A 26,594-nucleotide genomic window follows, 5' to 3' on the forward strand; every position below is an offset into this window, starting at 1 on the left:
TGAAAGCCGGGCATCGGGCGCCCGATTCAGAGGGGACAAACCCGCACCCTGAGCCCCCTGAACTGCAACCTCTTGATTGTGCCGACCGCAGCGGCCACAACCGGCGCAGTTGCCATCCGAGGATGCTCGTGGAGGACCCGGCCTGCCGCCAAGGCGGGCCGAAGCTGTCAGGGGCAGGCTGCCGAGGACGAAGGATTTCACGATGGACGTGACTAGGACCACCGGCATCGAGCCGGCGCAACGGCGTCAGGCCGGATGAACGATTTCGTACGATCCATCGGTGCCGCCTTCACGCTGATCGGCGAAGCCGACGCCGAGTTGCTGGGCATCGTCGCATTGTCGGTGCGGGTTAGCCTGACTGCCAGCATCGTCGCGCTCCTGATCGGCGCACCGTTCGGAGCCCTGCTTGCGATCACCCGTTTCCGGGGGCGTCAACTTATCATCATCCTGACTAATGCGCTGCTCGGCCTTCCACCGGTCGTGGTCGGGCTCGCCCTCTATCTCCTGCTGTCGCGGTCCGGTCCGCTCGGGGCGGCGGGCTTGCTGTTCACACCGGCCGCCATGGTGATTGCGCAGACGTTGCTCGCCACGCCGATCGTGGTGGCGCTGGTGCATCGGCCGGCGAGCCTGCTCTGGGCGGAGTATGGCGATCTGGCGCGGATCGACGGGCTATCGACACTGCGCAGCATCGGCCTGCTGTTCGCGCTCGGGCGGACCTCGCTGCTGACGGCCTTTCTCGCTGCGTTCGGGCGCGCCATTGCGGAAGTCGGAGCCATCATCATTGTCGGCGGCAATATCCGAGGCTTCACCCGTACGATGACGACGGCGATCGCACTGGAAACCAGCAAAGGCGACCTGCCGCTGGCGCTCGGACTCGGACTGATCCTGCTGGCACTCAGCGTGGCGGTGTCAACCGTCGCCTTCGTGCTAGTGGGACGCGTTGGGGAAAAATAGCTGCTCGCCGCCGACCTTGTACCCGGCGATCGCTTCCTGCCCCTTCGGCGAAACCAGCCAGTCGATGAAGGCCTGCCCGTCCTTCGCCTTCACGCTCGGATGCTTTTCAGGATTCACCAGCATGACGCCGTACTGGTTGAACAGCCGCTTGTCACCCTCGGTCAGGATGGCGAGCTCGCCACGGTTCTTGAACGATAGCCAGGTGCCGCGATCCGACAGGAGATAGGCGTTCGACGACGAGGCCATGTTCAGCGCCGGGCCCATGCCCTGACCGATTTCCCGGTACCAGTTGTCCTTCCCGGCGCCGAGGTCAACGCCCGCCTCTTTCCATAGCCGCAACTCGGCCGCATGCGTGCCGGACTTGTCGCCGCGCGAGATGAAAGTCGCCTTGGCCGTCGCGATCTTGCGTAGCGCCTCGACCACATCCTTGCTGCCTGATATCCGCGCCGGATCGCTTCTGGGCCCGATGATGACGAAGTCGTTGTACATGACGTCGAACCGTTTTACGCCCTGCCCTTCGGACATGAACTTGTCCTCGGCGGACCTGTCATGGACGAACACCACGTCGGCATCCCCGCGCCGGCCGATATCCAGCGCCTGACCGGTGCCGACGGCAACGACCTTCACGCTGATGCCTTCCGCCTTCGAGAACAGCGGCAGCAGATGACCGAACAGCCCAGACTGCTCCGTCGAAGTGGTCGAGGCCACGGTGATGGTGCGATCCTGTGCGAATGCGATGGTGGACCAGAGCAGAGCCGCTCCGATCGTGGCAAGCTTCCTCATGCGTCGTCTCCGACCAGACACTGACGGTTCTGAATAGCCGCTGGCGACGACGACGGGAACCCCTTGGACAGGCAGTAACGGAAATTGACGCGAGGGCTACACGCGTTGGCAGGAACGTCGTCGGCGCAGGCGGGTTGTCCGGAGATGTAAAGTCAAGGAGAATCCGATGAAGAAGATCATCCTGGCATCCGCATGCATCATGGCGCTAGCGACAGGTGGCGCCTTCGCACAGACACAACCCGCCCCCGGCGCGTCCGGTCAGGGCGACGTCGGCCCCTCGTCGCGAGGCCCGGCGACCAAGGGAATGACGACGGGACGCACATCGAACATGCAGAACGAGGCCAGCGACAGCAAAGGCGCGCAATCGCCATCTGCCGGCGGTAGCAACAGCAACAATATGGGCAGCCAGGCCGGCGGCGGTGCGGGCTCTGGCTCTGGCGCCGGCAAATGAACTGAGGGTCGAATATCCCGAGAGGGGACAGCTGTCCCCTTCCACTCCAAGCAGCGCGTCGATTGGAGGAATCGCGAACCGCATTCGCAAAGCGGGGGGAAATTCCCCCCGCAGAGTGGATGCGTGGATGTTCTGCAATTGGTCCTCCCTACATTGACACGAGTGTGACGGCCGGGGCAGGTTTTCTCATTGCTGGCGAATCAGCGATTGCCTCACGCCGAGTACCTCTTGGACAACTCCCAGTGCTTTCGAGACTGATATCGTTGCTGCGCCGCATCCCCGCGGTGAACTGGGCGTTTACCCGACTTCGGCCCTTGCCGCACAGCGGCAGCATTGACGTCGCGCCGATCGCCACAGACGCTTCGCCCGCCATCATCGAAGACGTCGCGGCCACTGTTCAAGCTCCAATCGCCGAGATCAGCACCACCCCGGTGCGCGACGGCGCTGACCCCGCCACCCAGGCTCCGGTCGCGCAGAACGATGCGGCTGTGTCTGTCGTTGCGGAGAATCCGTCCGACGATATCTGTCCCAGCGACGACTCATCTCCGGAGAGAGTGACGGAAATCGAGGCGCCCGCGACGCCGCCGGTCGCCAAGGAGGTGTTGGTTTCACCGACCGACGCGGAGAACGAGCCGGTTGCGGACACTGATCTCGCCATCATTGGCGATGCATCTCCCGCCGAAATCGATTCCGTCGTCGCAGAGGAGGTTGTGGTTTCATCACCAGCCGTCGCGACCGCTTCGAACGACGTCCCTGATGCCGTTATCGAAGCTGCCCCCTCGCCCAACGTTTCCGCCGAGGTCGAAACGGTCGCCGTCGAAGCAATCCCGGTCCTCCTCGGCGATGCCAATAGCGTCGCGCCTGACGTTTCTGAAGCCGGAGCCGACAGCGACCCGGCGCTCGCCGTCGAGGTCGCGCCGGCCCCTGCAAACGATGTCCCGCTCGTCACAACCGTTGCGATGGCGGCCAACGAGTCAGCCAGCGTCGTCATCGAGATCGAACCGGCTTCGGCGCTCGAGTCTCCTGCTCCTCAGATCCGCAGTGCACCGAAAGCTCGCGCGAGAGCCGCGGAACCCGCCGATCGCGCCGCGCTGATCCGACAGCGCTGGGCGGAGACCGGAATCCGTATGTGGAATCCGCGGCTTCACGGCACCGGCGAGGCCGCGCTGAACATCCAGGGAAGCGTCGGGCTGCTGCCGCCGGCGCCCGGCGAGACAATGCCGCGCTACGACAAGCTGGAATTCAAGATGCTCGGCGGACAGATCGTCTGTGAGGGCGTCATTGTCGAGGCGCCTGCGCAAGCGAGCCATCGCAGCTTCACCCGGCTCGCCGAGCCGCGGAACATCGACTGCGTCCGCGAACCGACGCGGGAGCGTCAGGCCGTTCTCGCCTGATCCTTTCTTCTGCGAACGATCCCGATGTGCTACGCTGATGTCCCGACATGGGAGATCGTGTATGCGCACAAGGTCGCTGCTTCTGGTCGTGATCGCCTTCTCCATCTCACAGCCAGCGCTCGCCGCGGGTAAACGGCCGCGTCCTGCAGCCACGGCCATTCCCGCCACCGATCCAGCAGCACCCTACAAGGCCGATCGGCTCTCTTCCTCGCGCGGAGAGACGATCCTCGACACGCCCGGCCAGACCACCGTGCTGACGCGGCAGGTCCTCGACGACATGAACGCGACCAGCCTGAGAGGTGCGATGCGGTCCACAGCCGGGGTGACGATCGGGCGCTGAAGCGTGACCGGTCGAGCCACGGCAACCGCCCGACCGGAACGACAAGACTGTGGGAGGCAAACCATGAGAACAGTAACGGCCGCGCTGTGCGCACTGGCCCTGTTCGCACACCGGCGGTTCTGCCTAGACCAAAAAGGAGACGACGCGCAACTCGTGGCCCGGGGAACGTAACAAGCCGCTGCTCGACGGAGATAGGCGGAGCGAGCACACCGGATGACACCATGGTTAGCAGGTCGTAGCTGCAGTGATTACGTGCCTGAGACGCACGCTTCGAACGGCGGGTATCCTTAACGGGAGCTCACCAATGCACGCGGCCGGAGAAACCTTGAGGTAGCGCGCAACCTGTGCTGGCCTTCCGCGCTTGGCCCGATCTAACGCGCCCTTTGCCCGCGCCGTGCAAGATCGCCCGCGTTTTCAGGGGATGCGGGGCTCGTATTTCAATGCCTGTTGTCGATTTGAAGTCTCATCTTGCCGCCGCAACGCGGCTGTTTCGCGTACCGGCCGACAACCCGGACCTGACGCGCGCACAGTTCGACGCGTTCTCCAAGCAGATCCCGCTGCTCTACTTCATCCTGATCAGCAACACGATCGCGGTCGCCTACACCTATGTGAACGTGGCGCCGGACTGGCTGACGATGATCGTGCCGAGCGTGCTGACCGTGCTCGCGGGCTTACGGACCTTCTGGTGGCTGCGCCAGCGTCACATCGTGCGCAGTGATGCCGACATCCTGCGCAATCTGCGCGCCACCAACTGGCTGACCTTGCCGATCGGCGCCGGCTTCGCCGCCTGGTCCTTCGCGCTCTACCCCTACGGCGATCCCTTCGCCAAGAGCCAAGTCGCCTTCTACATGGCGGTCACCGTGATCGGCTGCATCTTCTCGCTGATGCATCTGCGCTCGGCGGCACTAATCGTGACGTTGATCGTCGACGTGCCTTATGTGCTGTTCTTCTTCGCCACAGGCGAACCGACGCTGAAGGCGATCGCCGTCAACAACCTCCTGGTTTCCGGCGCGATGGTGACGGTGCTGTTCATTTACTATCGCGACTTCGCCGATCTCGTTGCCAGCCGCAAATCGCTGCTGGCGCAACAGGCGGCGACGCAGGCGCTCTCGGACGAGAACTTTCGACTTGCCAATCTCGATACCCTCACAGAGCTGCCGAACCGCCGCCGCTTCTTCGCCGAATTGTCGAGTGCCTTCACGGATGCCGAGCGCAGGAACGTTCGCGTCGCGGTCGGCATCATCGATCTCGACGGCTTCAAGCCGATCAACGACAATTACGGCCACTCCGTCGGCGACCGCGTCCTGATCGAGGCGGGCCGGCGCATCCGCGAGGTCTGCGAGGGCTTTGGCCCGAAGCGCGTGGAGTTCGCCCGGCTCGGCGGCGACGAGTTCGGTCTCATCGTGTGCGGCGACCCCGACGACGTGGATCTGATGCGACTGGGCGAACGCATCGGCGGCCATATCAAGCTGCCTTACCAGCTCGATACCGCCCACACCGGGCTGTCGTGCTCGATCGGATTCGCATCGTTTCCGGACTCAGCGACCACGTCGGAAGCGCTATACGAGTGCGCCGACTACTCGCTCTATCACGCCAAGCGCAATCTGCGCGGCCGCACCGTGATCTTCTCGAGCGAGCTCGAGGCCGAGATCCGCAGTCGCGGAGTCATCGAGAACCTGCTGCGCACGGCCGATTTCAGCACCGAGATGGACCTGGTGTTCCAGCCGATCGTCGACGCCATGAGCGAGTACACCGCCGGGTTCGAGGTCCTCGCGCGCTGGCATAGCACTCGCCTCGGCATGGTCTCCCCGGCCGATTTCATTCCGGCCGCCGAGCGTATCGGTCTGATCCGCCCGCTGACGCAAGCGCTGCTGGTGCGCGCGCTCGCCATCGCCAAGACATGGCCCGATCACGTCCGCCTGTCGTTCAACCTCTCGGCCCACGACGTCTGCGCGGCGGAGGGCATTTTGCCGCTGATCTCCATCATCGAGAAGAGTGGGTTGCCGCCGCATCGGATCGACTTCGAGATCACCGAGACCGCCGTGACCTTCGACTTCGTGCGTGCGCAGCAGTCGATCGCGACGTTGAAGGCGATGGGCTGCGGCATTTCGCTTGACGATTTCGGCACCGGCTATTCGTCGCTGAGCCACGTCCACCGGCTGCCGCTCGACAAGATCAAGGTCGACCGCAGCTTCGTCGCCGACATCAACGAAAATCCCGTCAGCCATAAGATCATCAAGTCGCTCACGGGCCTGTGCGACGACATGGAGATCGCCTGCGTCGTCGAGGGAGTCGAGACCCGCGCCCAGCTCGACAGCCTGCGCCGGCTCGGCTGTGACTTCATCCAGGGCTACTATTTCGCAAAGCCCATGGCGGCCGATGCGGTTGGCGACTATCTGGCAAAGGAAGGCCAGCGCCTCGAAGGCACCAGGGCCAAGGTCGTGGCCTAACGTCACACCGCGCAGTAGCGCTCCTGGATATCCTTGTCCGCGAGCAGCGCCGCCGCGCTGCTTTGATGCACGACCTCGCCTTGATCGATGATGACGGCGCGGTCAGCCAGCCGCAGCGCCCATTCGACGTTCTGCTCCACCAGCAGCAGCGTCTTTCCCTCGTCGCGCAGGCGGCGGAACAGCACGCCCATCTCCTCGACGAGGACGGGCATGATGCCCTCCGATGGCTCGTCGAGCAGGATCATTCTTGGCTTTGCGATCAGCGCGCGCGCAATCGCCAGCATCTGCTGTTCTCCGCCCGAGAGCGTCACGCCCTCCTGATCGAGACGCTCCTTCAGGCGCGGGAAGGTCTCGGCGATCTCGTCGATCGCCGTGCGCTCCTCGATATCGCCGCCGGCCGCGACGAGACCGAGCCGCAAATTCTCGCGCACGGACAGGCCGGGGACGATGCGGCGTTCCTCGGGCACGTAAGCGAGGCCGAGATGGAAGCGCTGATGCGCGCGGAGCGGCAACAGCTCCCTGCCTGCGAAGCGCACGCGGCCCGCCGCCTTCGGCATCAGGCCCATCATCGCCCGCAAGGTCGTGGTCTTACCGGCGCCATTGCGGCCGACCAGGGCGACCACCTCGCCCCGGTCCACGTGCAGGGAGATGCCGTGCAGGATATGGCTTGCGCCATACCAGGCATGAAGATCGTTGATTTCGAGCAGCGCGGTCTCAGCCATAGCCTTCACTCTGTCCGAGATAGACCCGGCGGACCTCCGGATTGCTCCTGATCTCGTCGGGCGCGCCGTCCGCCAGCAGGCGGCCGTGATGCAGCACCACGACGCGCTTACTGAGCCCCAGCACCATCTTCATCTTGTGCTCCACCAGGAGCACGGTGCGCTTCTCGGCGAGGCGCTCGAGCAGAGCGACCATGTCCTTGGTTTCTTCCGGCCCCATGCCGGCGGTCGGTTCGTCCAGCAGCAGCAATTCCGGCTCGGAAACCAGTGCGATCGCGATCTCCAGTGCGCGCTGCTGGCCATGCGACAGGAATTTCGCCAATTCGTTCCGCCTGGCCAGTAGCCCGACTGCGTCGAGCGCGGCGTCTGCGCGCGCATCCAGTTCAGCGAGCCGGGCGCGGTTGCGCCAGATGTCGTAGCTCACGATCAGCGCTTGGGCCGCCACGCGCACGTTCTCGTGCACGGACAGATCGGGAAAGATGTTCGTAATCTGGTAGGAGCGCGAGATGCCCTGATGCACGAAGCGGTGCTGCGGCAGCCCGTTCAGCTCACGTCCCCTGAAGTGCAGCTTGCCCGAGCTCGGCGTCAGCGCGCCCGAGAGGATGTTGAAGAAGGTGCTCTTGCCGGCGCCGTTCGGCCCAATGATCGAGGTGAGCTGGCCGGCCGCGAACGAAACGGTGATGCCCTCGAGCGCGACGAAGCCGCCAAAGCGTTTGCCGATGCCTTCGGCGCGAAGCAGTTCAGTGCTCATTGCCGCGCCTTTCCGATGCCGAGGGCATCGAGCAGCGTACCCCAGATGCCCTTGGGCAGGAACAGCACGAACAGCACGAAGATCGCGCCGACGAAGATTTGCCAATGCGGCGTCCAGAGCGAGATCACGTCCTCCAGGATCAGGAAGCTGGCGGCACCAACGAAGGGCCCGAAGAAGCTGCGGGCACCGCCGAGCAGCACCATCATCACGATCATGCCCGAGGTCTGGTAGTGCAGGATGTCCAGCGGCACGATGGACAGATGCAGTGCCAGCATGCAGCCACCGAGCGATGAGATCGCGCCCGACAGCATGAACACGACCAGCTTGCTGCGTTCGACGTCATAGCCGCAGGCCCGTGCCCGCTGCTCGTTCTCGCGGATCGCCTCGATGACGGCCCCGAAAGGTGAGTTCAGGATGCGCGACTGGAACCACATCGCCAACGCCGCGAAGGCCATCAGCACGTAATACTTGTTGACGGGATCGAGGAAATTGACCTGAAGGCCGAACAGGCTGATGCGGTCGACCGTGAAGCCGCGCAGCCCGTTCTCGCCGCCGGTGAAGGAGGCCGCCTGAAGCGCGACGTAGTAGACGAGTTGCGCCAAGGCGAGCGTCACCATGGAGAAGTAGATGCCGCGGGTGCGCGTCGAGACGATGCCGATTGCGGCGGCGAGGCAGGTGCTGAGGAGTACGGCGATCGGTACGGCGGCGAACCAGGGTATGCCGTAGCGTCCGATCGCGATGCCGGTGAAATAGGCGCCTGCACCAAAGAACGCAGCCTGGCCGAACGACAGCAGCCCGGTGTAGCCGAACAGCAGATTGTAGCCCATCACCACGACGCCGTAGATCAGGACGTTGACGGCCAGCGCCTTCGACGGCAGCAACCAGGGCAGCAAGGCAAGCACGGCAATCGAGAGGAGCACGCGCTGGTCGAGGAGCCAGCCGAGCCCACTGGAGGCAGGTTTGGCGACCGCTTCGCCGCTCGAAGGTAGCGTCACGCCGTCCTCCCTCTCACACCGAACAGGCCTTGCGGGCGGATCAGCAGCACCACCGCCATCAGTGCGAACATGACGATGGTCGCCATCTCCGGCGCGAACAGCGCCACCATGCTGATGGATACGCCGACCATGAGACCAGCTACGACCGCGCCAACGATCGAGCCGAGCCCGCCGATCACGGTCACCACGAAGGCCTCCGCCAGAACCAGCGAGCCCATCTCCGGATTGACGCTGCGCATGGGCCCGGCGAGCACGCCGCCGAGCGCGGCAAGCCCCACCCCGAGCCCGAAGATCGCGAGCCAGACCCGCCCAATATCGACACCGAGCACCTGCATGATGGTCGGATCGCGCGCGCCGGCGCGCACGATCAGGCCGACGCGGGTCTTCTCCAGCGTCAGCCAGAGCACCAGCAGCACCACCGCCACCAGCGCGATGACGAACAGGCGGTAGCGCGGGAAGAAGCCGATGCCGAGATCGAGCACGCCGACCAGCTGCGGCGGTGTCGGAAAGGGAATGCCGTCGCTGCCGAATACGATGCGCACCCCCTCGACCAGGATGTAGCTGAGGCCGAAGGTCAGCAGCAGCGGATCGTCGATCGAGCGTCCATAAAGCCTGCGGATCAGAACGAACTCGATCAGCATGCCGAAGACGCCGATCAGGATGGGTGCGAGCAGCAGCCCCCACCAGAAACTTCCGGTGAGTGATGCCAGATACAGCCCCGCATAGGCTCCGATCATGAACAGCGCGCCGTGGGCGAAATTCACCACCCCGAGCATGCCGAACACGATCGTCAGCCCAAGCGCAGTGATCACCAGGACCGCCCCAAGGGCGATCCCGGAGAGAAGCTGCATGATGATCAGCGACAGGTCCATCGTGACAGGCTTCAGGTCGCGTGGCCGAGCTCGCTGCAGCTGCGCAGCATGTCGTCGGCCCCCGCGTCGTTGGCCAGGATCGCGAACAGATCGTTCTCATTTGCCATGGCCGACTTCTTCTTGGACTCCAGCACCAGCACCGACTGAACCGACTGATGGTCGCATTTGCGGTAGTGCTGCGGGCCCTTGGTCAGATCGTACTGCAGCTTCTCCAGGGCATCGACAACCTTGTCCGTATCAGTGCCGCCGGCGGCCTGCATGGCAGCCAGCAACGATCCAACGCCGGAATACCCGTAGGCGCCATAATCGGTCGGAATCGCGCCGCCGTTGGCGGCCTTGAACGCTGCGTTGAACGCGGACGCCGACTTGCTCTGCGTCTCCAGCCCCCAATAGTAATTGGCACCGCCGACCACGCCCTCGAACACGTCGGGGCCGACGGCGAGGCGCTGATTGTGCAGGATGACGGGCACGACGATCTTCATCTGCTGCTTGACGCCGAAATCCACGGCCTGCTTGATGGCGTTGGCCTGGTCACGGCCGAAATTCGAGATGCAGAGCACATCCGGTCGCATCGACATCAGGCGCGGCATGAAGGTGGAATAGTCGGCGGCGCCGAACGGATGCAGGATTTCGCCGACATTGTCCGCACCGATCGCGGTCTGAGCGCGCTTGAAGCCGCGCAGCATCTCGTGACCATAGGCATAGTCGGCCACGAGATGGGCGACCTTCATGCCCTTCTTCAGGGTCTGCCGTGCCACGGCGGCCGTCGTCATGTGGGGGTTCAGCGCCTCATGGAAGGTATATTTGCTGAAATCCTTGGCCTCGTTGATGGTGTCGGACTGACTGATCGAGACATAGATCACGCCGCGAGCGCGGGTGACCTCGTTGACCGCCAGTTGTACCGCGCTGGAGAGCGCGCCGACCACGGCATGGACTTTGTCCTTCTCGATCAGCTCGAGCGTGCGGGTCGCGGCCTCGCCGGCGTTGAGCTTGTCGTCGCGGACCAACAGCTCGACCTTGCGGCCGGCAATGCCGCCCTTGTCATTGACGAGCTTCACCGCGAGCTCGGCACATTTGACCTGATCGCGCGCTTCGGCGGCGAACGGTCCGGTCAGCGGCGTCGGGAAGCCGATTCGGATCGTCTCGTCGGCGGCGCGGCCGAGCCGCGGCATGGCGAGCAGGGCCGCGCTGGCCGAGAGGCCGGCGAGCGCGGTGCGGCGGGTTATCTTCGGGGTCGAACCGGATTTGGGCATGATTTCCTCCAACTGTCTTTTTTCTAGAAACGCTTCAGGGCTTTCAGGACTCTTGCAGGCGTGATCGGAATCGAATTGACGGCGGCGCCGAACGGCGCGAGTGCATCGTTGACGGCGTTAAGCACGCAGGCGGACGCCGCTGCGGTGCCGGCCTCCCCAACCCCCTTGGCACCGAGCTCAGTGTCGGCGGTCGGCGTCTCGACATGGGCGATGACGATGTCAGGCATCTCCATCGGCATCGGGACGAGGTAGTCGGCGAGCGAGCCGTTCACGAGCTGTCCGGTGTCGCTGTAGCGGCACTCCTCGAACAGCGCCGCGCCCAGCCCCTGCACGATGCCCCCGCGAAGCTGCTCGTCCACCAGCATCGGATTGATGACCCGGCCGCAATCCTCGACGATGAAATGCTTCAGAAGCTTGATGAAGCCAGTGTCGACATCGACCTCCAGCGAGCAGCCCTGAATGCCGTTGGTGAAGGCGAAGGGATAGCCTTGCGGGGCGAAATGATGGCTGACGGTGAGCTGCGCCTGCGTACCCGGCGGCAGCGTATCGGAGCGGAAATAGGCGATGCGCGCGATCTCCGAGATCGGCATACGCTGGTTCCGCGTGCCTGCGTCCACGACATCGCCATTGACGATGTCGAGGGCCGACGGCTGCTCCTGAAGGATGAGCGCGGCGATCTCCAGAATGTTGCGCTTGAGCGCGCGCGCCGCCTGGAGCGCGGTCTCGCCGCCGATGCCGGCGCCGCGGCAGGCCCAGGTGGCGCCGCCATGCGGCGTCACCTCGGTATCTCCGGTGATGACCTTGACGTGCTCCTGCGCAAGGCCGAGCTGATCGGCCACGATCTGGCTGATGATCGCCTCGGTGCCCTGCCCCTGCTCAGTGACCGAGATCAGGCAGCGCACCTCGCCCGACGGCGTCAGGCTGACGATCGCCCCGTCCTGCGAGGAGATGCGTGCGCCGCCGACGCCATAGAATGCCGGGCTCGGGTTGGTGATCTCGACAAAGGCGGCAATGCCGATGCCGCGGTAGATGCCGCGCTTGCGCAACTCCACCTGGTCGGCACGCAAGCCGTCGTAGCCCATCATCTCGTGCAGGCGCCTGAGGCATGCCTGATGCGACAGCGCCTCGAAGCGGTAACCGGTCGGCGAGGTCTGCGGATAGGCGTCATCGGCGATCACGTTCTGCGCGCGGATGGCGAAAGGATCGAGGCCGAGCTTCGCCGCCGCCATGTCGACCATTCGCTCGGTGACGGCGCAGGCGATGGGATGGCCGACGGCGCGATATTGGCTGGTCTGCACCTTGTTCTGGAAGATCACCTCCAGCGTGGCGCGGTAATTCCTGAAGCGGTAGGGCGCGCCGATCAGGCGGATCACCTGGTTGCCCTCGACCACGCTGGTGCGTGGATAGGTCGAGAATGCGCCGATCGCGGTCAGATCCAGCACGTCCATTGCGAGAATCTCGCCCTTGGCATCCAGCGCCATGCGGGCCCGCAAGCGGTGGTCGCGGGCGTGGATGTCGGAGACGAACGATTCAATGCGGTCGGCGACGTACTTCACGGGACGGCCGAGCAGGATCGAGAGGCCGACCACCGCCATGTCCTCGTGATAGACATGCAGCTTCATTCCGAAGGAGCCGCCGATGTCGGTCGCGATCACGCGAACACGGGCTTCCGGGATGCCATAGTGGCGCGAATAGAGGTCCTGGAACTGGTAGGGCGTCTGGGTGCCATGATGCACGGTGAGCATCCCGGCTGCGGGATCATAGTCGGCAACGATGGCACGAGGCTCCAGCGTCACCGCGGTATGGCGGCCGAAGGAAAACTCCTCCTCCACCACATGGGCTGCATGCGCGAAGGCGTCATCAACGGCACCGCTGTCGAGCTGGCTGCGGAAGCACACATTGCTCGCGCTGCCGGGATTGACCAGCGGGCTGCCGGCCTCACGTGCGGCGTCGATGTCGACGACAAGGGGAAGGTCCTCATAGTCGACCTCGATCAGCTCCAGCGCATCCTCGGCGGTCGCACGGTTCTCGGCGACGACGGCGACCACCGCCTGTCCGGCCCAGACCACGCGATCCAGCGGCAGCGGCAATTGCGGCGCGGAGGTCATGCCCTTGAAATGATCGAGCGTGCCGGTCCAGGGCGTGCAGATCTTTGCGAGATCCGCACCCGTCGCGACGAGATGCACGCCTTCCAGCGCGCGCGCCTCGTCGGTCTTGATCGAGATGATCTTGGCGTGGGCATGCGGACTGCGCAGGAACGCAGCATAGAGCATGCGCGGCAGACGGAGGTCGCTGACATAGCGCCCGCGCCCGGCGAGCAGGCGCTTGGCATTCGGCCGGGGCAGGGAGCGGCCGATGTAGGAGTTCGGGCGGTCGAGCGAGGTCAGCGGCGCAGTCATCTCTCGCCTCCGGCACTGCGTGCTTTGGCGACAGCGTCGATGGCGTCGACGATGGCTTCATAGCCGGTGCAGCGGCAATAATTGCCCGACAGCGCGTCGCGGATCTGGTCGCGGCTCGGTTGGGCAATCTGCGAGAGCAGCTCGCAGGCGTTGACCAGCATACCCGGCGTGCAGAAGCCGCATTGCAGCGCGTTGCGGCGATGGAATTCGGCCTGGAGGTCGGCGATCGCCCCGCTCTCGGTGAGACCCTCGATCGTATCGATCCTGGCGCCGTCGGCCTGCACCGCGAACATCAGGCAGGAGTGCACGGCCCGGCCGTCGATCTGCACCAGGCAGGCGCCGCAGGCGCCCATCTCGCAACCGGCATGCGTGCCCGTCAGCTCGAGCTTGTCGCGCAGGCAATCAACCAGCGTCTCGCGGGGCGCAACCTCGCAGGCGACCTTGCGGCCGTTTACGACGAAGCGGACCCGCACAGTCTCATCGGCCTCGTCCAGCAGGGTTTCGTCAAAGCCTCTCATGCGCCCTCACCGAGACGTCCAAGCAGGCGGCCAAGCAACACGCGGGCGAGGTGCAGGCGCATCGCCGGCGGCACCTCGTCGTTCTCGGGCGGCGCGAGATCACCCTCGAGCGCCGCCTGCGCGGCAGCGATATGTTCCGCATCGAGGCCGAAGCCGATCAGAGTTGCCTCAGCGCCTTTCACCCGCGTCGGCCTATTGCCGACGGAGAAGAAGGAGATGCGGATGTCGTCGATCCGATTACTCGTGAAAGTCGCGAGCATGCCGCAACCGACCAGCGCATAATCCCCGCGCCGCCGCGCCAGTTCGTCGAACGCAAAGCGCTGATCGGCCTTGAACAGCGGAACGTAGATGGCCGTGATCAGCTCGCCGGGCTGCAATGCCGTCTCGAACAGGTCGATGAAGAACTCATCGGCCTTCACGCGCCGGCTGCCCGAGGGACTGGCGATCTCAATCTCGGCGTCCAGCGCCAAGGTCATCGCGGGAAATTCGGAAGCCGGATCTGCCAGCGCGACGCTGCCGCCGAACGTGCCGCGGTTGCGGATCGCGGGATGGGCGACGAAGGGCGCCGCGGCATGCAGCAGCGGCGCGAACTCCGCGATCAGCGGCTCGCTCAGCATCTCGCAGTGGCGCGTCAGTGCGCCGATGCGCAAATAGGCGCCCTCGCGCCTGATGCCGCGCAGCTCGGCAATGTGCGTGATGTCGATCAGCAGCCGCGGCGCCTGGAGCCGCAGTGACAGCGCCGGCACGAGGCTCTGGCCGCCGGCGATGAAACGTGCGTCATCCCCGGCGCGCGCATGAGCGTCCAGCGCCTGGTCGATCGTCGCAGCACGAAAATAGCTGAAAGCCCTCGCCTTCACTGCCGTTTCCTCGAAATCCATCGGCTCATCAGCCGGGATGCCAGATTTGTAACCATCTGGTCTCAAAATCCTGACACGCCGCCGGGAGGCGGTCAACAGGAAATGACCATTTGGTCACAAATGCGCCTTGGGCTATGAAGGCACCAAGACGTATGATTCAGCGACGAAATGGCCCGAAAAGCGCAGAAAACGCCGAAACGACTGGTCCGAAAGCGGACCGAGACAGGCAAGTCCGCGCCAAAGCGCCGCAATATGCGCGCGGCGGATCGGGAGCGCGCGATCGTGGACGAGGCGATCCGGTTCTTTGCGGAGCGCGGCTTCGAGGGCCAGACCCGCGAGCTCGCCAAGCGCATGGGCATTACGCATTCGGCGATCTACCGCCACTTCCCCAGCAAGGAGGCGCTGATCGAGCGGGTCTACCAGGAAGTCTATCTCAGCCGCTGGTCGCCCGATTGGGGACCGATGATCCGCGACCGGGCCTTGCCACTGGAGGCGCGGCTCACCCGCTTCTATCTCGACTATGTCGAACGCGTGTTCGAGTACAATTGGGTGAGGATCTTCGTGTTCTCCGGCATGAAGTCGTTCGGCATCACCAGCCGCTATCTCGACATCGTCAGGCGCGAGATCATCGAGCCCGCGGCCGCCGAGCTGCGTCATGAGCTGAAGTTGCCCGATGCAAAAGCTCACGCATTGAGTGAACGCGAGACCGAGCTGTTCTGGGGCTTGCACGGCCGCATCTTCTATCTCGCGATCCGCAAGTTCATTTACGCAACGCCGATCCCGCCCGATCTCGGCGCCATCGTCCGCGACGCCGTCCAGACTTTCATGGACGGCGCGAAGACGACGATGCCAAAACTGGTAAGCAGTACGCCCCGGCTCGGCGTTTGACCTCGCCCCTGCCCAGAGGGGAGAGGTAGAGCTGCAGCTATTTTGCCAAGCTCGGCAGATCCAGCCCCTTGTCATGGGCGCAGTCGATCGCGATCTCGTAGCCCGCGTCGGCGTGGCGCATGACGCCGCTGGCCGGGTCGTTCCACAGCACGCGCTCGATGCGCCTGGCAGCTTCCGGCGTGCCGTCGGCGACGATCACCATGCCCGCGTGCTGGGAATAGCCGATGCCAACGCCGCCGCCATGATGCAGCGACACCCAGGTCGCGCCGCTGGCGCAATTGAGCAGCGCATTGAGCAAGGGCCAGTCGGACACAGCGTCCGAGCCGTCCTTCATCGCCTCGGTCTCGCGGTTGGGGCTGGCGACCGAACCGCTGTCGAGATGATCGCGGCCGATCACGATGGGGGCTTTCAGTTCGCCCCGCGCCACCATCTCGTTGAAGGCGAGGCCCAGGCGATGGCGATCACCGAGGCCGACCCAGCAGATCCGCGCCGGCAGGCCCTGGAACTTGATGCGTTCCTTGGCCATGTCGAGCCAATTGTGCAGATGCCTGTCGTCGGGCATCAGCTCTTTCACCTTGGCATCGGTCTTGAAGATGTCCTCGGGATCGCCCGAGAGCGCAGCCCAGCGGAACGGCCCGATGCCGCGGCAGAACAAGGGGCGGATATAGGCAGGGACGAAGCCAGGGAAATCGAAGGCATTCTTCAGGCCCATGTCCTGCGCCATCTGGCGGATGTTGTTGCCGTAGTCGAGCGTCGGAATGCCCTGCGCGTGGAAATCCAGCATGGCCTGGACATGGTCGACCATCGAGGTTTTCGACGCGCGCTCGACTGCCTTCGGATCGGAAGCGCGTTTCGCCTCCCAATCGGCCAGCGTCCAGCCCTTCGGCAAGTATCCGTTGATCGGATCATGCGCGCTGGTCTGGTCGGTGACGATGTCGGGCTTGACACCACGGCGAACCAGTTCCGGGAAGATCTCGGCGGCATTGCCGAGCAGGCCGACCGAGACCGCCTTCTTCGACTTCGCGGCCTCCGCCATGATCGCGAGCGCCTCGTCGAGCGTTGCGGCCTGCCGATCGAGATAGCCGGTGCGCAGGCGCATCTCGATGCGGCTGGGCTGGCATTCGATCGCAAGCATCGAAGCGCCGGCCATGGTCGCGGCCAGCGGCTGCGCGCCGCCCATGCCGCCAAGGCCGGCGGTGAGGATCCATTTGCCGGCCAGGCTGCCGCCATAGTGGCGCCGACCGACCTCGACAAAGGTCTCGTAGGTGCCCTGCACGATGCCCTGGCTGCCGATATAGATCCAGGAGCCGGCCGTCATCTGGCCGTACATCATCAGGCCCTTCCGATCGAGCTCGTTGAAATGATCGAGCGTCGCCCAGTGCGGCACGATGTTGGAGTTCGCGATCAGCACGCGCGGCGCGTCCGCATGGGTGCGGAACACGCCGACCGGCTTGCCGGACTGAACCAGCAGCGTCTGGTCGGCTTCGAGCTTGCGCAAGGCCGCAACGATCCGGTCGAAGCTCTCCCAGTCACGCGCGGCGCGGCCGATGCCGCCATAGACGACGAGCTCGCTCGGGCGTTCCGCGACATCAGGATCGAGATTGTTCATCAGCATGCGCAAGGGCGCTTCCGTCAACCAGCTCTTGGCGCTGATGTCGCTGCCGCGGGGCGCGCGGATGGTGCGGTCGTTGTCCAGTCGGCGGTTCATGCGGACCTCTTCAGCTAAGTCTCGGAAATGGATCGGATGAAAGCGCGGCCGTCGCGACGCCCGTCAGCGTGTCGGCCTCGATCAACGCAGCCGCCTTGGCGAGATCGCCGGCCATATAGCGGTCGGCACCGAGTGCCGGCACCTGCTCGCGCAATGCGGCGATGACGGCAGCAAGTGGCCTGCTGGTCGCATGCGGCGCGCGCAGCGTGATGCCTTGCGCGGCGACCAGGAGCTCGATGCCGAGAATGGCGGCGAGATTGTCGGCCATGTCGGACAGCCGCCGCGCGGCGTGCGCCGCCATCGAGACGTGATCTTCCTGATTGGCACTGGTCGGTGTCGAGTCGATCGAGCACGCGAGCGCGCGCTGCTTGTTCTCGGCATAGAGCGCGGCGGCCGTCACCTCGGCGATCATGAAGCCGGAATTGATGCCGGGATCGGGCGTGAGGAAAGGCGGCAGGCCGAAATTCAGCGCGGGATCGACCAATGTCGCAATGCGCCGCTCGCTGATCGCGCCGATCTCCGACAGCGCCAGCGCGATCGCGTCCGCGGCAAAGGCCACCGGCTCGGCATGGAAATTACCGCCGGAGACGATCTCCCCGGTTTCGACCAGCACCAGCGGATTGTCGGTGACGGCATTGGCCTCGACGATCAGCGTGCGCGCGGCCTGCGTGATCAGGTCGAGCGCGGCGCCCGCGACCTGTGGCTGGCAGCGCAGGCAATAGGGATCCTGCACACGCTCGTCGCCTTCGAGATGCGAGAGGCGGATGTCGCTGCCATCGAGCAGCGCGGTTAGCGTCGCCGCCGCGGCGATCTGCCCGGCATGGCCGCGCAGCGCCTGGATCTCGGGCCGGAACGGCGCGGTCGAGGCCATCGCCGCGTCCACCGACAATGCGCCGGTGACGAGGGCGGCCCGCGCCAGGCGGAACGCACGCAGCACGCCTGATACGGCGTAGGCGGTCGAAAATTGCGTGCCGTTGATCAGCGCCAACCCCTCCTTGGGGCCGAGCGTCAGCGGCGCAAGGCCGGCAGCTGCCAGCGCTTCAGCGCCGGACACGGTTTTTCCGTCAACGATCGCCTGCCCTTCGCCGATCATCACCGAGGTCATATGCGCGAGCGGCGCGAGATCGCCGGAGGCGCCCACGGAGCCCTGCTGTGGTACCAGCGGATAGACACCCCGTGCCAGCATGTCCTGCAGCTGCTCGATCAACTCGCGGCGCACGCCGGAGGCGCCACGGCCGAGCGAGATGATCTTCAGCGCCATCATCAGGCGGACGATCGACTCTGGCGTCGCCGCGCCGACGCCGCAGCAATGTGAAACGATCAGGTTGCGCTGGAGCAGCGCGGTCTGATCGGGCGGAATACGCTTCGACGCCAGCTTCCCGAAGCCGGTGTTGATGCCGTAGACGGGGACATCTGCGCGCGCAGCTCTTGCGACGATGTCCGCCGCCGCTTCGATGCGCGGCCAGAACGAGGGATCGAGCACGACGGGCGCACCATGGAGCACGCATGCGAGATCATCGAGGCTGACCGTTCCGGACTTGACGACGATCGCTGCGCCCTCGTCCGTCATTGTCCCCTCCACACCCGGCGGTGCAGCGGATTGAAGCCGATACGGTAGACCAGCTCGGCGGGCCGCTCGATGTCCCAGATCGCGAGATCGCACCATTTGCCGGCCTCCAGCGTTCCGGTGTCGCTGAGGATGCCGAGCGCACGAGCACCCTCACGGGTGACGCCTGCGATGCATTCGGCCACATTCATCCGGAACAGTGTCGCGCCCATATTCATCGTGAGCAGAAGCGAGGTCAGTGGCGAGCTGCCGGGATTGCAGTCGGTCGCGAGCGCCATAGCAACCCCATGCGTGCGGAACGCCTCGACCGGCGGCTTCTGCGTCTCGCGAATGAAGTAGAAGGCGCCGGGCAGCAGCACCGCTACCGTCCCGGCCTTCGCCATTGCGGCGGCGCCGGCCTCGTCGGTGTGCTCCAGATGATCGACCGACAGCGCCGAGAATTTCGCGGCGAGCGCAGCACCGCCGAGGTTCGAGAGCTGATCGGCATGCAGCTTGACCGGCAGGCCGAGTTCCCTCGCCGTCTCGAACACCCGTGCAGTTTGCGCAGCCGAGAACGCGATGCCTTCCATGAAGGCGTCAACGGCATCGGCGAGGCCTGCCTTTGCAATCGCCGGCAACATCTCCTTGCAGACGAGATCGATGTAACGGTCCTTGTCGCCATCAGCCTCCACCGGCAGCGCATGTGCGCCGAGAAAGGACGTGCGGATCACAACCGGTCGCCGGCCTTCGAGGCTACGTGCAGCTGCGAGCTGCCGCATCTCGGTCGCAGTGTCGAGGCCGTAGCCCGACTTGATCTCGATCGTGGTTGCGCCCTCGCCGATCAACGCATCGAGCCGCGGCAGCGCACTTGCGACAAGATCGGCCTCGCTCGCCTTGCGCGTCGCGGCCACCGTCGACACGATGCCGCCACCGGCACGCGCGATCTCCTCATAGCTCGCGCCCTTCAGGCGCAACTCGAATTCGTGCGCGCGGTCACCGCCGTAGACGAGGTGGGTGTGGCAGTCGACAAGGCCGGGCGTGATCCAGCGTCCTCCGCAGTCGATCCGTTCGGCGGCATCGGCATCCGCCGGAAAATCGGCCTGCGCGCCGGCATAGACGATGCGGCCGCCACGCGCGGCGATCACGCCCTGTTCGATCTCGCCGAGATCGCGGCGGTCGGCCCGTAGCGTAGCGAGCCGGGCATTGTGCCAAATCCGGTCGAAGCGCTCTGCCATGCAACGGCCCCCTCGTGGGATGCTTGACTTATATGTCTAGACATATAATCGTGCGGAAGTTCTGTCCAGCCGGCATGGAAACATGACACGACTGCATTTCGCCTCCGCGCTCCTGCCCTCGGGCTGGGCCAATGACGTGCAGGTGGTGATCACCGCCGGCGCGATCGCCGAGGTGACGCCGAATGTCGCGCCCGTTGCCGGCGATGAACGCCACGCAATCGCGCTGCCGGGATTGGCGAGCCTGCACAGCCACGCCTTCCAACGCGGCATGGCGGGACTTGCGGAGCTGCGCGGAGACAGCACCGACACGTTCTGGACGTGGCGCGACACGATGTATCGCTTTGCGCTGGCCATGACGCCGGACGACGTCGCGGCTGTTGCGACGCTGCTCTATGTCGAGATGCTCGAGCAGGGCTTCACCCGCGTTGGCGAATTTCATTACTTGCATCATGATCGCGACGGCTCGCCCTATGCGGATCCTGCCGAAATGGCCTCGCGCATTGCGCTGGCTGCTGAAGCATCAGGCATCGCCCTCACGCTGCTGCCGAGTTTCTATGCGCATGGCTCGTTTGGAGGAGCAGCACCGCATGCCGGCCAACGTCGCTTCATCTGCTCAGTTAATCAGTTCGCCGCATTGATGGCTGCTTCGCGCAAGGCGATCAGCGCATTGCCTGGCGCCAACATCGGCATCGCGCCGCACAGCCTGCGCGCGGTGACGCCGAACGAGCTCACGGCGATCATTCCGCTGGCCGAAGGCGGACCGGTGCACATCCATGCTGCCGAGCAGGTCAAGGAGGTCGAGGATTGCCTCGCCTGGTCGGGACAGCGCCCGGTGCAATGGCTGCTGGAGCACGCGCCGATCGATCAACGCTGGTGCCTCATTCACGCAACGCATACGACTGACGGAGAGGTCAGCGCCTTTGCCAGGACGGGTGCAGTCGCCGGCCTCTGTCCTGTCACCGAGGCGAGCCTCGGCGATGGCATCTTCCCGGCGCGCGAATTTCTTGCCGCCGGCGGTGCGTTCGGTGTGGGCACTGATTCCAACGTGCTGATCGGCGTCGCGGACGAGCTCCGTCAGCTCGAATATGGCCAGCGCCTCAAGCATCGCCAGCGCAACGTGCTCTCCAGTGGCGCGGGCTATTCGACGGGACGCACGCTGTTCGATCATGCGCTCGCGGGCGGAGCACAGGCCCTGGCGCAATCGACAGTCGGCCTCACGCCCGGTGCGCGCGCCGATATCGTCACCCTCGACACTGCGCATCCATCGCTGGCCGGACGTCAGGGGGATGCGGCTATCGATGGCTGGATCTTTGCGGCCGGCAGCGGTGCGATCGATTGCGTCTGGGCCGGCGGCGCCAAGGTCGTCGAAGGCGGTCGGCACAGGCTGCGTCAGTTAGCGCGCGAGCGCTTCAATGCATCGGTGCGGAGGCTCGTCGCATGAGCCTTGCCACTGACGCAGCCGACAAGCCGACCCTCTACAAGCGCATCCGTGCCGACATCGAGAAGCGCATCCTGACCGGCGAGTGGCCGCCGGGCCATCGCATTCCGTTCGAGCATGAGCTGGTCGCTCGCTACGGCTGCTCGCGCATGACCGTGAACAAGGCGCTGTCGGAGCTGGCACAGGCCGACCTAATCGAGCGGCGCCGCCGTGCCGGCTCGTTCGTGCGCCGGCCGCAGCATCAATCGGCGGTGCTCAAGATTGCCGACATTCGCGCCGAGATCACCGCCCTCGGCCGCGCTTACGGCTACGAGCTGATCGGCCGCAAGCTGCGCGCGGCGACCGCTGCCGACCGCGATCGCCTCGGCGTCAAAAAGGCGGGCAAGGTGGTCGCGATCACCTGCCGCCACAGCGCCGACAACGTGCCCTTTGCCGCCGAGGACAGGCTGATCGACCTGTCGTCCGTGCCGGATGCCGCGACCGCGGACTTCTCGCGCGAGCCACCTGGCTCGTGGCTGCTTCACCATGTCCCATGGACCGAAGCCGAGCACACGATCAGCGCTATCGTTGCGGACGATCGCACCGCGGAGGCGCTCGACATCGCCGTCGGCGCGCCCTGCCTCGTGATCGACCGCTACACCTGGCGCAGCGCGCGCACCATCACCGCGGTGCGCCTGCTCTATCCCGGTGACTCTCACCGCCTTGTCGCCCGATTCAAGGGAGGCTGAGAGGATATGTCGGCACAAATCGTGCAACGCTTCGGGCAACGGTCCAGATGGACCGACAGTGATCAACAGGACGTCAATCCATCGATCGGTAAGAGGACGACAATCATGCGTAATTCAAAGCTATTTGCGACAATCATTGCTCTCGCGGCCGCCACTCCCGCGCTCGCCGACGACGTCAAGGTCGGCGTCGGCATCTCCGGATGGACCGGCTTCGCACCGCTGACATTGGCGAAGGAGGCGGGCATCTTCAAGAAGAACGGCCTCGACGTCACGATCAAGAAGATCCCGCAAAAGGACCGCCATCTCGCGATCGCTTCCGGCGACATCCAGTGCGCCGCGACCACGGTCGAGACCTGGATCTCCTGGAATGCCAACGGTGTTGCCACCAAGCAGATCTTCCAGCTCGACAAGAGCTATGGTGCCGACGGCATGGCCGTACGCAACGACGTCGCCGCGATCAAGGACCTGAAGGGCAAGACCGTCGCCGCCTCCGCGCCCGGCACCTCGCCCTATTTCGCGTTGGCCTGGATGCTCAAGAAGAACGGGCTTGCGGTGAAGGACGTCACCGTCGTGAACCTCGAGCCGGCCGCGGCCGCGCAGGCTTTCGTCTCCGGCCAGAACGACGCCGCGATGACCTATGAGCCATACCTGTCGACCGTACGTGCCGCGCCCGACAAGGGCAAGATCATCGCCACCACGCTCGACTACCCGATGGTCATGGACACCTTCGGCTGCACGCCGAAGTTCCTGACGGAGAATCCCAAGGCTGCCAAGGCGCTCGCCGACAGCTATTTCGAGGCGCTCGAGATGATCGCCAAGGATCAGGCCAAGGCCTACGAGGTCATGGGCGCCGACGTGAAGCAGACCGGCGAGCAGTTCGGCAACTCGGCGAAATATCTGCGCTGGCAGGACAAGGCCGCGAACCAGAAATTCTTCGCCGGCGACTTCCTGACCTTCAACAAGGAGGCCGCCGACCTCCTGCTCGAGATCGGCATCATCAAGGCCGCGCCGAAGGTCGAGGACCTCTACGACGCGAGCTTCATCAAGTAAGCTTCTGCAAACCGCCGGTTCCACCACGAGGCGGAGCCGGCTCGTGATCGACTATTCGGATAGACAGTTTGATGCGTCCCCTGGACCCTGTTACATCAAGGCAGCGCGTGGCCTACGGCCTCGCGTTCTTCGTGCTGTTCGTCGCCCTCTGGTCCTGGGCGACGCTCGGCGGTCATGTGTCGAAGACCTTTCTCGCCAACCCGCTGACCATGGTGCAGGAAGGCTTCGACCTGCTGACCAAGCAGGGATTCGCGTTCGACATCGGCATGACGATCTGGCGCGTCGTCGGCGGCTTTGCGCTCGCCGCAATCATCGCGGTGCCGCTCGGCGTGCTGATGGGAGCCTACAAGCCGGTCGAGGCGTTCCTCGAACCGTTCGTCTCCTTCGCACGCTATCTGCCCGCTTCCGCCTTCATCCCGCTTCTGATCCTGTGGGCCGGCATCGGCGAGCTGCAAAAGCTGCTCGTCATCTTCATCGGCTCGGTATTCCAGGTCATCCTGATGGTTGCGGTGACCGTCGGCGCCACGCGGCGCGATCTGGTCGAGGCCGCCTATACGCTGGGCGCCGGCGACCGCGGCATCATCCGCCGGGTGCTGCTGCCTTCCTCGGCGCCCGAGATCGCCGAGATCCTGCGGCTGGTGCTTGGCTGGGCCTGGACCTACGTCATCGTCGCCGAGCTGATCGGATCGTCCTCCGGCATCGGCCACATGATCACCGACAGCCAGGCGCTGCTCAACACCGGCCAGATCATCTTCGGCATCATCGTGATCGGATTGATCGGCCTGATCTCGGACTTCCTGTTCAAGGCGTTCAACGCCTGGCTGTTTCCCTGGAAGCTCGCATGACGACGCTCAAGATCGAACAAGTCTCGCGCACCTTCCCCGCGCGCCACGGCAACGCGCCGACCCGGGCGCTTGAGCCGACCGACCTCGTCATCGGCAACAACGACTTCGTCACCATCCTCGGTCCCTCCGGCTGCGGCAAGTCCACGCTGCTCCGCATCGTCGCCGGCCTCGACCGTCCGACCAGCGGGCGCGTCACGCTCGACGGGCGCGAGGTGACCGGCCCGGGCGCCGATCGCGGCATGGTGTTCCAGTCCTATACGCTGTTCCCGTGGCTGACGGTGCGCGAGAACATCGCCTTCGGCCTGCGCGAGCGCGGCGTGGCGCAGGACGAGCGGAACAAGATCGCGGACGCCTTCATCCGCCAGGTCGGATTGTCCGGCTTCGAAAACCATTGGCCAAAGCAGCTCTCCGGCGGCATGCAGCAACGTACGGCGATCGCGCGTGCGCTCGCCAATGATCCGAAGATCCTCTTGCTCGACGAGCCCTTCGGCGCACTGGACAACCAGACCCGCGCCTTGATGCAGGAAATGCTGCTCGGGATCTGGGAGCGCGACCAGAAAACGGTGCTGTTCGTGACCCACGACATCGAGGAAGCGATCTTCCTCGGCAGCCGCGTCATCGTGATGAGCGCGCGTCCCGGCCGCATCAAGGCCGAGATCCATGTGGACCTGCCGCATCCCCGCTCCTACAAGGTCAAGACCACGCCGGAATTCGTCCAGCTCAAGGAGCGACTGGTCGAGGAGATCCGCACCGAGGCGCTGAAGGTTGCCGAACATGCCTGACACCCCGCAGCGCGCCGACGGAATTCGCGTCCTCGCCGACCTCCATGCGCTACGCGCCGTGGGTGCCTACAAGACCGGCGTGCACAAGCCGACCTTCTCCGAGCCGCACAAGCTTTCGCTGGAGTGGCTCGTTCAGAAGCTGCCCGAGGCCAACCTCTCCGCGACGATCGACGGCATCGGCAATGTGTTCGGCACCAGTACGAAGCCCGGGGCGAAGCTGCTGGCGGGCTCGCACCTGGAAAGCCAGAACTACGCCGGCTGGCTCGATGGCCCGCTCGGCGTCGTCTACGCGCTCGAGGCCGCGCGCGTGCTCAATTCCGATCCCTCGCTCAGCGGCGCGGTCGAAGTCGCCGCCTGGTGCGACGAGGAGGGACATTTCGGCCATTTCCTCGGCTCGCGCTCCTATGTCGGACAGGTGACAGAGGCCGACATCGACGCTGCGCGCGACCGCACCAGCGGCCGCACCATGCGCGATGCGCTTGCCGACATGGGTCTCGCCGGACGCCCGCGCATCACCGTCGAGCCGGGGCGGCACGTTGGCTTTCTGGAGGCGCATATCGAGCAAGGCGATACGCTCGAAAGCGGCGGCCTCGCGATCGGCGTCGTGACCTCCATCGTCGGCATCTGGCAGTACCAGATCAATTTTTCTGGCGAGCAGAACCACGCCGGCACCACGCGCATGGCGGCGCGGAAGGATGCTGGCCTCGCGCTGGCAAAATTCTGCGTTGCGATCGACGAACGCTTTCCGTCTGCCTGTGGCCCGCGTACGGTCTGGACCACCGGGCGCATCACGCTCGATCCGGGTGCGCCGAGCATCATTCCGGGTGGCGCAGAGATGCTGTTCCAGATCCGCGACGACGATCCGGCCGTGATCGCGCGGCTGGAGCAGTTGCTCTGGACCATGGCGGAGGAGGCCAGTGCGAACGGTCCCTGCACCGTCACCGTCGAGAAATTGCGCACTGGTGCGCCCGCCATGATGAATTCCGGCTTCCAGGACGCAATCGAGGCCGCGAGCAGGGCCCTGGCCGGCGGCCGGTCCCTCCGCATGCCCAGCGGCGCCGGGCATGACGCGCAGATGCTCGCGACCGTCATGCCCGCGGGCATGCTGTTCGTGCCTTCGATCGGCGGCATCAGCCATCACTGGACCGAGAACACCGCCGACGCCGATATCGTCACCGGCGCAGAGGTGTTCGTCGACGCCTGCCGGCGGATCCTCGGCGGCTAGAGCGAGATGCGGCTGCCGACCTGCGGCAGTCGATCGCGCGGCACAGCGAAGCAATCCAGAGTCTCTCCGCGGTGGGATTCTGGATTGCTTCGCTGCGCTCGCAATGACGGAGTATGACGCGATGGCGCGTCCTCCAAGTGACGTTGTCATTCCCCGCGACCCGGCTACGCCAGGGCTTCGCCGCGGTTGAGGCCTAGGGGCGCCGAAGCTTCAGCGTAGGCGGGCGGGGAGTCCAGTACGCCGCGGCCTCTCGATTCAGTCACGACCGTCTCGGAGTACTGGATCGCCCGCCTACGCGGGCGATGACACCGAGTGTGGGGTTGCGGACATGCCTTCGCATCCTCGCGGCTGAACTCGCCCGAGCTTTGCTTCGTCGTTCCACCCTCTTGAGCCAAGAGGGCGCAGGGAAGGCC

At 65.1% G+C, this 26,594-nt stretch carries 24 protein-coding genes; 12 read left to right on the plus strand and 12 right to left on the minus strand.

The window, feature by feature from the left end; all coding sequences use genetic code 11:
* The first annotated feature begins 255 nt into the window (after positions 1 to 255).
* The gene (locus ACM42_RS37690; RefSeq protein WP_271533495.1) at positions 256 to 954 is read left to right on the plus strand and encodes an ABC transporter permease; all 699 of its coding nucleotides are present in this window, start codon (positions 256 to 258) and stop codon (positions 952 to 954) included.
* Here the strand turns inward: ACM42_RS37690 and ACM42_RS37695 are convergent.
* Positions 928 to 1,737, minus strand: coding sequence for a substrate-binding domain-containing protein (locus tag ACM42_RS37695; protein ID WP_271533496.1), 810 nt, complete (start codon positions 1,735 to 1,737; stop codon positions 928 to 930). The two genes, ACM42_RS37690 and ACM42_RS37695, sit on opposite strands and share 27 nt — an antisense overlap.
* A gap of 166 nt (positions 1,738 to 1,903) precedes the next feature.
* Here ACM42_RS37695 and ACM42_RS37700 point away from each other — a divergent pair, with 166 nt between their 5' ends.
* From ACM42_RS37700 to ACM42_RS37715, 4 genes are all read left to right on the plus strand, one after another.
* Positions 1,904 to 2,188: a hypothetical protein gene (locus tag ACM42_RS37700; RefSeq protein WP_271533497.1), complete on the plus strand. Its 285-nt coding sequence runs from the start codon at positions 1,904 to 1,906 to the stop codon at positions 2,186 to 2,188.
* A gap of 263 nt (positions 2,189 to 2,451) precedes the next feature.
* Positions 2,452 to 3,582 (plus strand): hypothetical protein, encoded by a 1,131-nt coding sequence (locus tag ACM42_RS37705; protein WP_271533498.1) that lies wholly within the window; start codon positions 2,452 to 2,454, stop codon positions 3,580 to 3,582.
* Positions 3,583 to 3,643: 61 nt separating this feature from the next.
* Positions 3,644 to 3,922 (plus strand): Plug domain-containing protein, encoded by a 279-nt coding sequence (locus tag ACM42_RS37710; RefSeq protein WP_271533499.1) that lies wholly within the window; start codon positions 3,644 to 3,646, stop codon positions 3,920 to 3,922.
* A gap of 440 nt (positions 3,923 to 4,362) precedes the next feature.
* Entirely contained in the window at positions 4,363 to 6,372 is a 2,010-nt protein-coding gene (locus tag ACM42_RS37715) for a putative bifunctional diguanylate cyclase/phosphodiesterase (RefSeq protein WP_271533500.1), read from the plus strand.
* Positions 6,373 to 6,374: 2 nt separating this feature from the next.
* On the opposite strand, the gene ACM42_RS37720 is transcribed toward ACM42_RS37715, so the two are convergent.
* From ACM42_RS37720 to ACM42_RS37755, 8 genes are read right to left on the minus strand one after another with little or no spacing between them, the layout of a single operon-like run.
* Entirely contained in the window at positions 6,375 to 7,094 is a 720-nt protein-coding gene (locus ACM42_RS37720; RefSeq protein WP_271533501.1) for an ABC transporter ATP-binding protein, read from the minus strand.
* On the minus strand, positions 7,087 to 7,842 hold the full coding sequence (locus tag ACM42_RS37725; protein ID WP_271533502.1) for an ABC transporter ATP-binding protein: 756 nt from the start codon (positions 7,840 to 7,842) through the stop codon (positions 7,087 to 7,089). Before ACM42_RS37725 ends, ACM42_RS37720 begins: the two co-directional genes overlap by 8 nt.
* Entirely contained in the window at positions 7,839 to 8,837 is a 999-nt protein-coding gene (locus tag ACM42_RS37730) for a branched-chain amino acid ABC transporter permease (RefSeq protein WP_271533503.1), read from the minus strand. Before ACM42_RS37730 ends, ACM42_RS37725 begins: the two co-directional genes overlap by 4 nt.
* Positions 8,834 to 9,709, minus strand: coding sequence for a branched-chain amino acid ABC transporter permease (locus tag ACM42_RS37735; RefSeq protein ID WP_271533504.1), 876 nt, complete (start codon positions 9,707 to 9,709; stop codon positions 8,834 to 8,836). Before ACM42_RS37735 ends, ACM42_RS37730 begins: the two co-directional genes overlap by 4 nt.
* Before the next feature lie 11 nt (positions 9,710 to 9,720).
* Positions 9,721 to 10,962, minus strand: coding sequence for an ABC transporter substrate-binding protein (locus tag ACM42_RS37740; protein WP_271533505.1), 1,242 nt, complete (start codon positions 10,960 to 10,962; stop codon positions 9,721 to 9,723).
* A 23-nt stretch (positions 10,963 to 10,985) separates the two neighbouring features.
* Positions 10,986 to 13,361, minus strand: coding sequence for a xanthine dehydrogenase family protein molybdopterin-binding subunit (locus ACM42_RS37745; RefSeq protein WP_271533506.1), 2,376 nt, complete (start codon positions 13,359 to 13,361; stop codon positions 10,986 to 10,988).
* Positions 13,358 to 13,879: a (2Fe-2S)-binding protein gene (locus ACM42_RS37750; RefSeq protein WP_271533507.1), complete on the minus strand. Its 522-nt coding sequence runs from the start codon at positions 13,877 to 13,879 to the stop codon at positions 13,358 to 13,360. The genes ACM42_RS37745 and ACM42_RS37750 overlap by 4 nt, the downstream gene beginning before the upstream one ends.
* Positions 13,876 to 14,736, minus strand: a complete 861-nt coding sequence (locus tag ACM42_RS37755) for an FAD binding domain-containing protein (protein WP_271533754.1) — start codon at positions 14,734 to 14,736, stop codon at positions 13,876 to 13,878. The genes ACM42_RS37750 and ACM42_RS37755 overlap by 4 nt, the downstream gene beginning before the upstream one ends.
* 252 nt (positions 14,737 to 14,988) lie before the next feature.
* Here ACM42_RS37755 and ACM42_RS37760 point away from each other — a divergent pair, with 252 nt between their 5' ends.
* Complete coding sequence (locus ACM42_RS37760; protein ID WP_271533508.1) at positions 14,989 to 15,624, plus strand: TetR/AcrR family transcriptional regulator; 636 nt, start codon at positions 14,989 to 14,991, stop codon at positions 15,622 to 15,624.
* Between the two features lie 37 nt (positions 15,625 to 15,661).
* Here the strand turns inward: ACM42_RS37760 and hutU are convergent, their stop codons facing one another.
* From hutU to hutI, 3 genes are read right to left on the minus strand one after another with little or no spacing between them, the layout of a single operon-like run.
* Entirely contained in the window at positions 15,662 to 17,332 is a 1,671-nt protein-coding gene (gene hutU, locus ACM42_RS37765; RefSeq protein ID WP_271533509.1) for a urocanate hydratase, read from the minus strand.
* Between the two features lie 10 nt (positions 17,333 to 17,342).
* The gene (gene hutH, locus ACM42_RS37770) at positions 17,343 to 18,902 is read right to left on the minus strand and encodes a histidine ammonia-lyase (protein WP_271533510.1); all 1,560 of its coding nucleotides are present in this window, start codon (positions 18,900 to 18,902) and stop codon (positions 17,343 to 17,345) included.
* Positions 18,899 to 20,113, minus strand: a complete 1,215-nt coding sequence (hutI, locus tag ACM42_RS37775; protein ID WP_271533511.1) for an imidazolonepropionase — start codon at positions 20,111 to 20,113, stop codon at positions 18,899 to 18,901. Before hutI ends, hutH begins: the two co-directional genes overlap by 4 nt.
* 82 nt (positions 20,114 to 20,195) lie before the next feature.
* Here hutI and ACM42_RS37780 point away from each other — a divergent pair, with 82 nt between their 5' ends.
* The 6 genes from ACM42_RS37780 (at position 20,196) to ACM42_RS37805 (ending at position 26,181) form a co-directional block, all read left to right on the plus strand.
* Complete coding sequence (locus tag ACM42_RS37780; protein ID WP_271533512.1) at positions 20,196 to 21,554, plus strand: formimidoylglutamate deiminase; 1,359 nt, start codon at positions 20,196 to 20,198, stop codon at positions 21,552 to 21,554.
* The gene (gene hutC / locus ACM42_RS37785; RefSeq protein ID WP_028178008.1) at positions 21,551 to 22,279 is read left to right on the plus strand and encodes a histidine utilization repressor; all 729 of its coding nucleotides are present in this window, start codon (positions 21,551 to 21,553) and stop codon (positions 22,277 to 22,279) included. Before ACM42_RS37780 ends, hutC begins: the two co-directional genes overlap by 4 nt.
* A gap of 105 nt (positions 22,280 to 22,384) precedes the next feature.
* Positions 22,385 to 23,329, plus strand: coding sequence for an ABC transporter substrate-binding protein (locus ACM42_RS37790; protein ID WP_271533513.1), 945 nt, complete (start codon positions 22,385 to 22,387; stop codon positions 23,327 to 23,329).
* A gap of 71 nt (positions 23,330 to 23,400) precedes the next feature.
* Complete coding sequence (locus ACM42_RS37795; RefSeq protein WP_271533514.1) at positions 23,401 to 24,174, plus strand: ABC transporter permease; 774 nt, start codon at positions 23,401 to 23,403, stop codon at positions 24,172 to 24,174.
* Positions 24,171 to 24,956, plus strand: a complete 786-nt coding sequence (locus tag ACM42_RS37800; RefSeq protein ID WP_271533515.1) for an ABC transporter ATP-binding protein — start codon at positions 24,171 to 24,173, stop codon at positions 24,954 to 24,956. Before ACM42_RS37795 ends, ACM42_RS37800 begins: the two co-directional genes overlap by 4 nt.
* Positions 24,949 to 26,181 carry a Zn-dependent hydrolase gene (locus ACM42_RS37805; RefSeq protein ID WP_271533516.1) on the plus strand — a complete coding sequence of 411 codons (1,233 nt, stop codon included), beginning with the start codon at positions 24,949 to 24,951 and terminating at the stop codon, positions 26,179 to 26,181. Before ACM42_RS37800 ends, ACM42_RS37805 begins: the two co-directional genes overlap by 8 nt.
* The last annotated feature ends 413 nt before the right edge of the window (positions 26,182 to 26,594 follow it).

It is taken from the genome of Bradyrhizobium sp. CCBAU 25338, from assembly GCF_028128965.1.
Classification (GTDB): Bacteria; Pseudomonadota; Alphaproteobacteria; order Rhizobiales; family Xanthobacteraceae; genus Bradyrhizobium; species Bradyrhizobium liaoningense.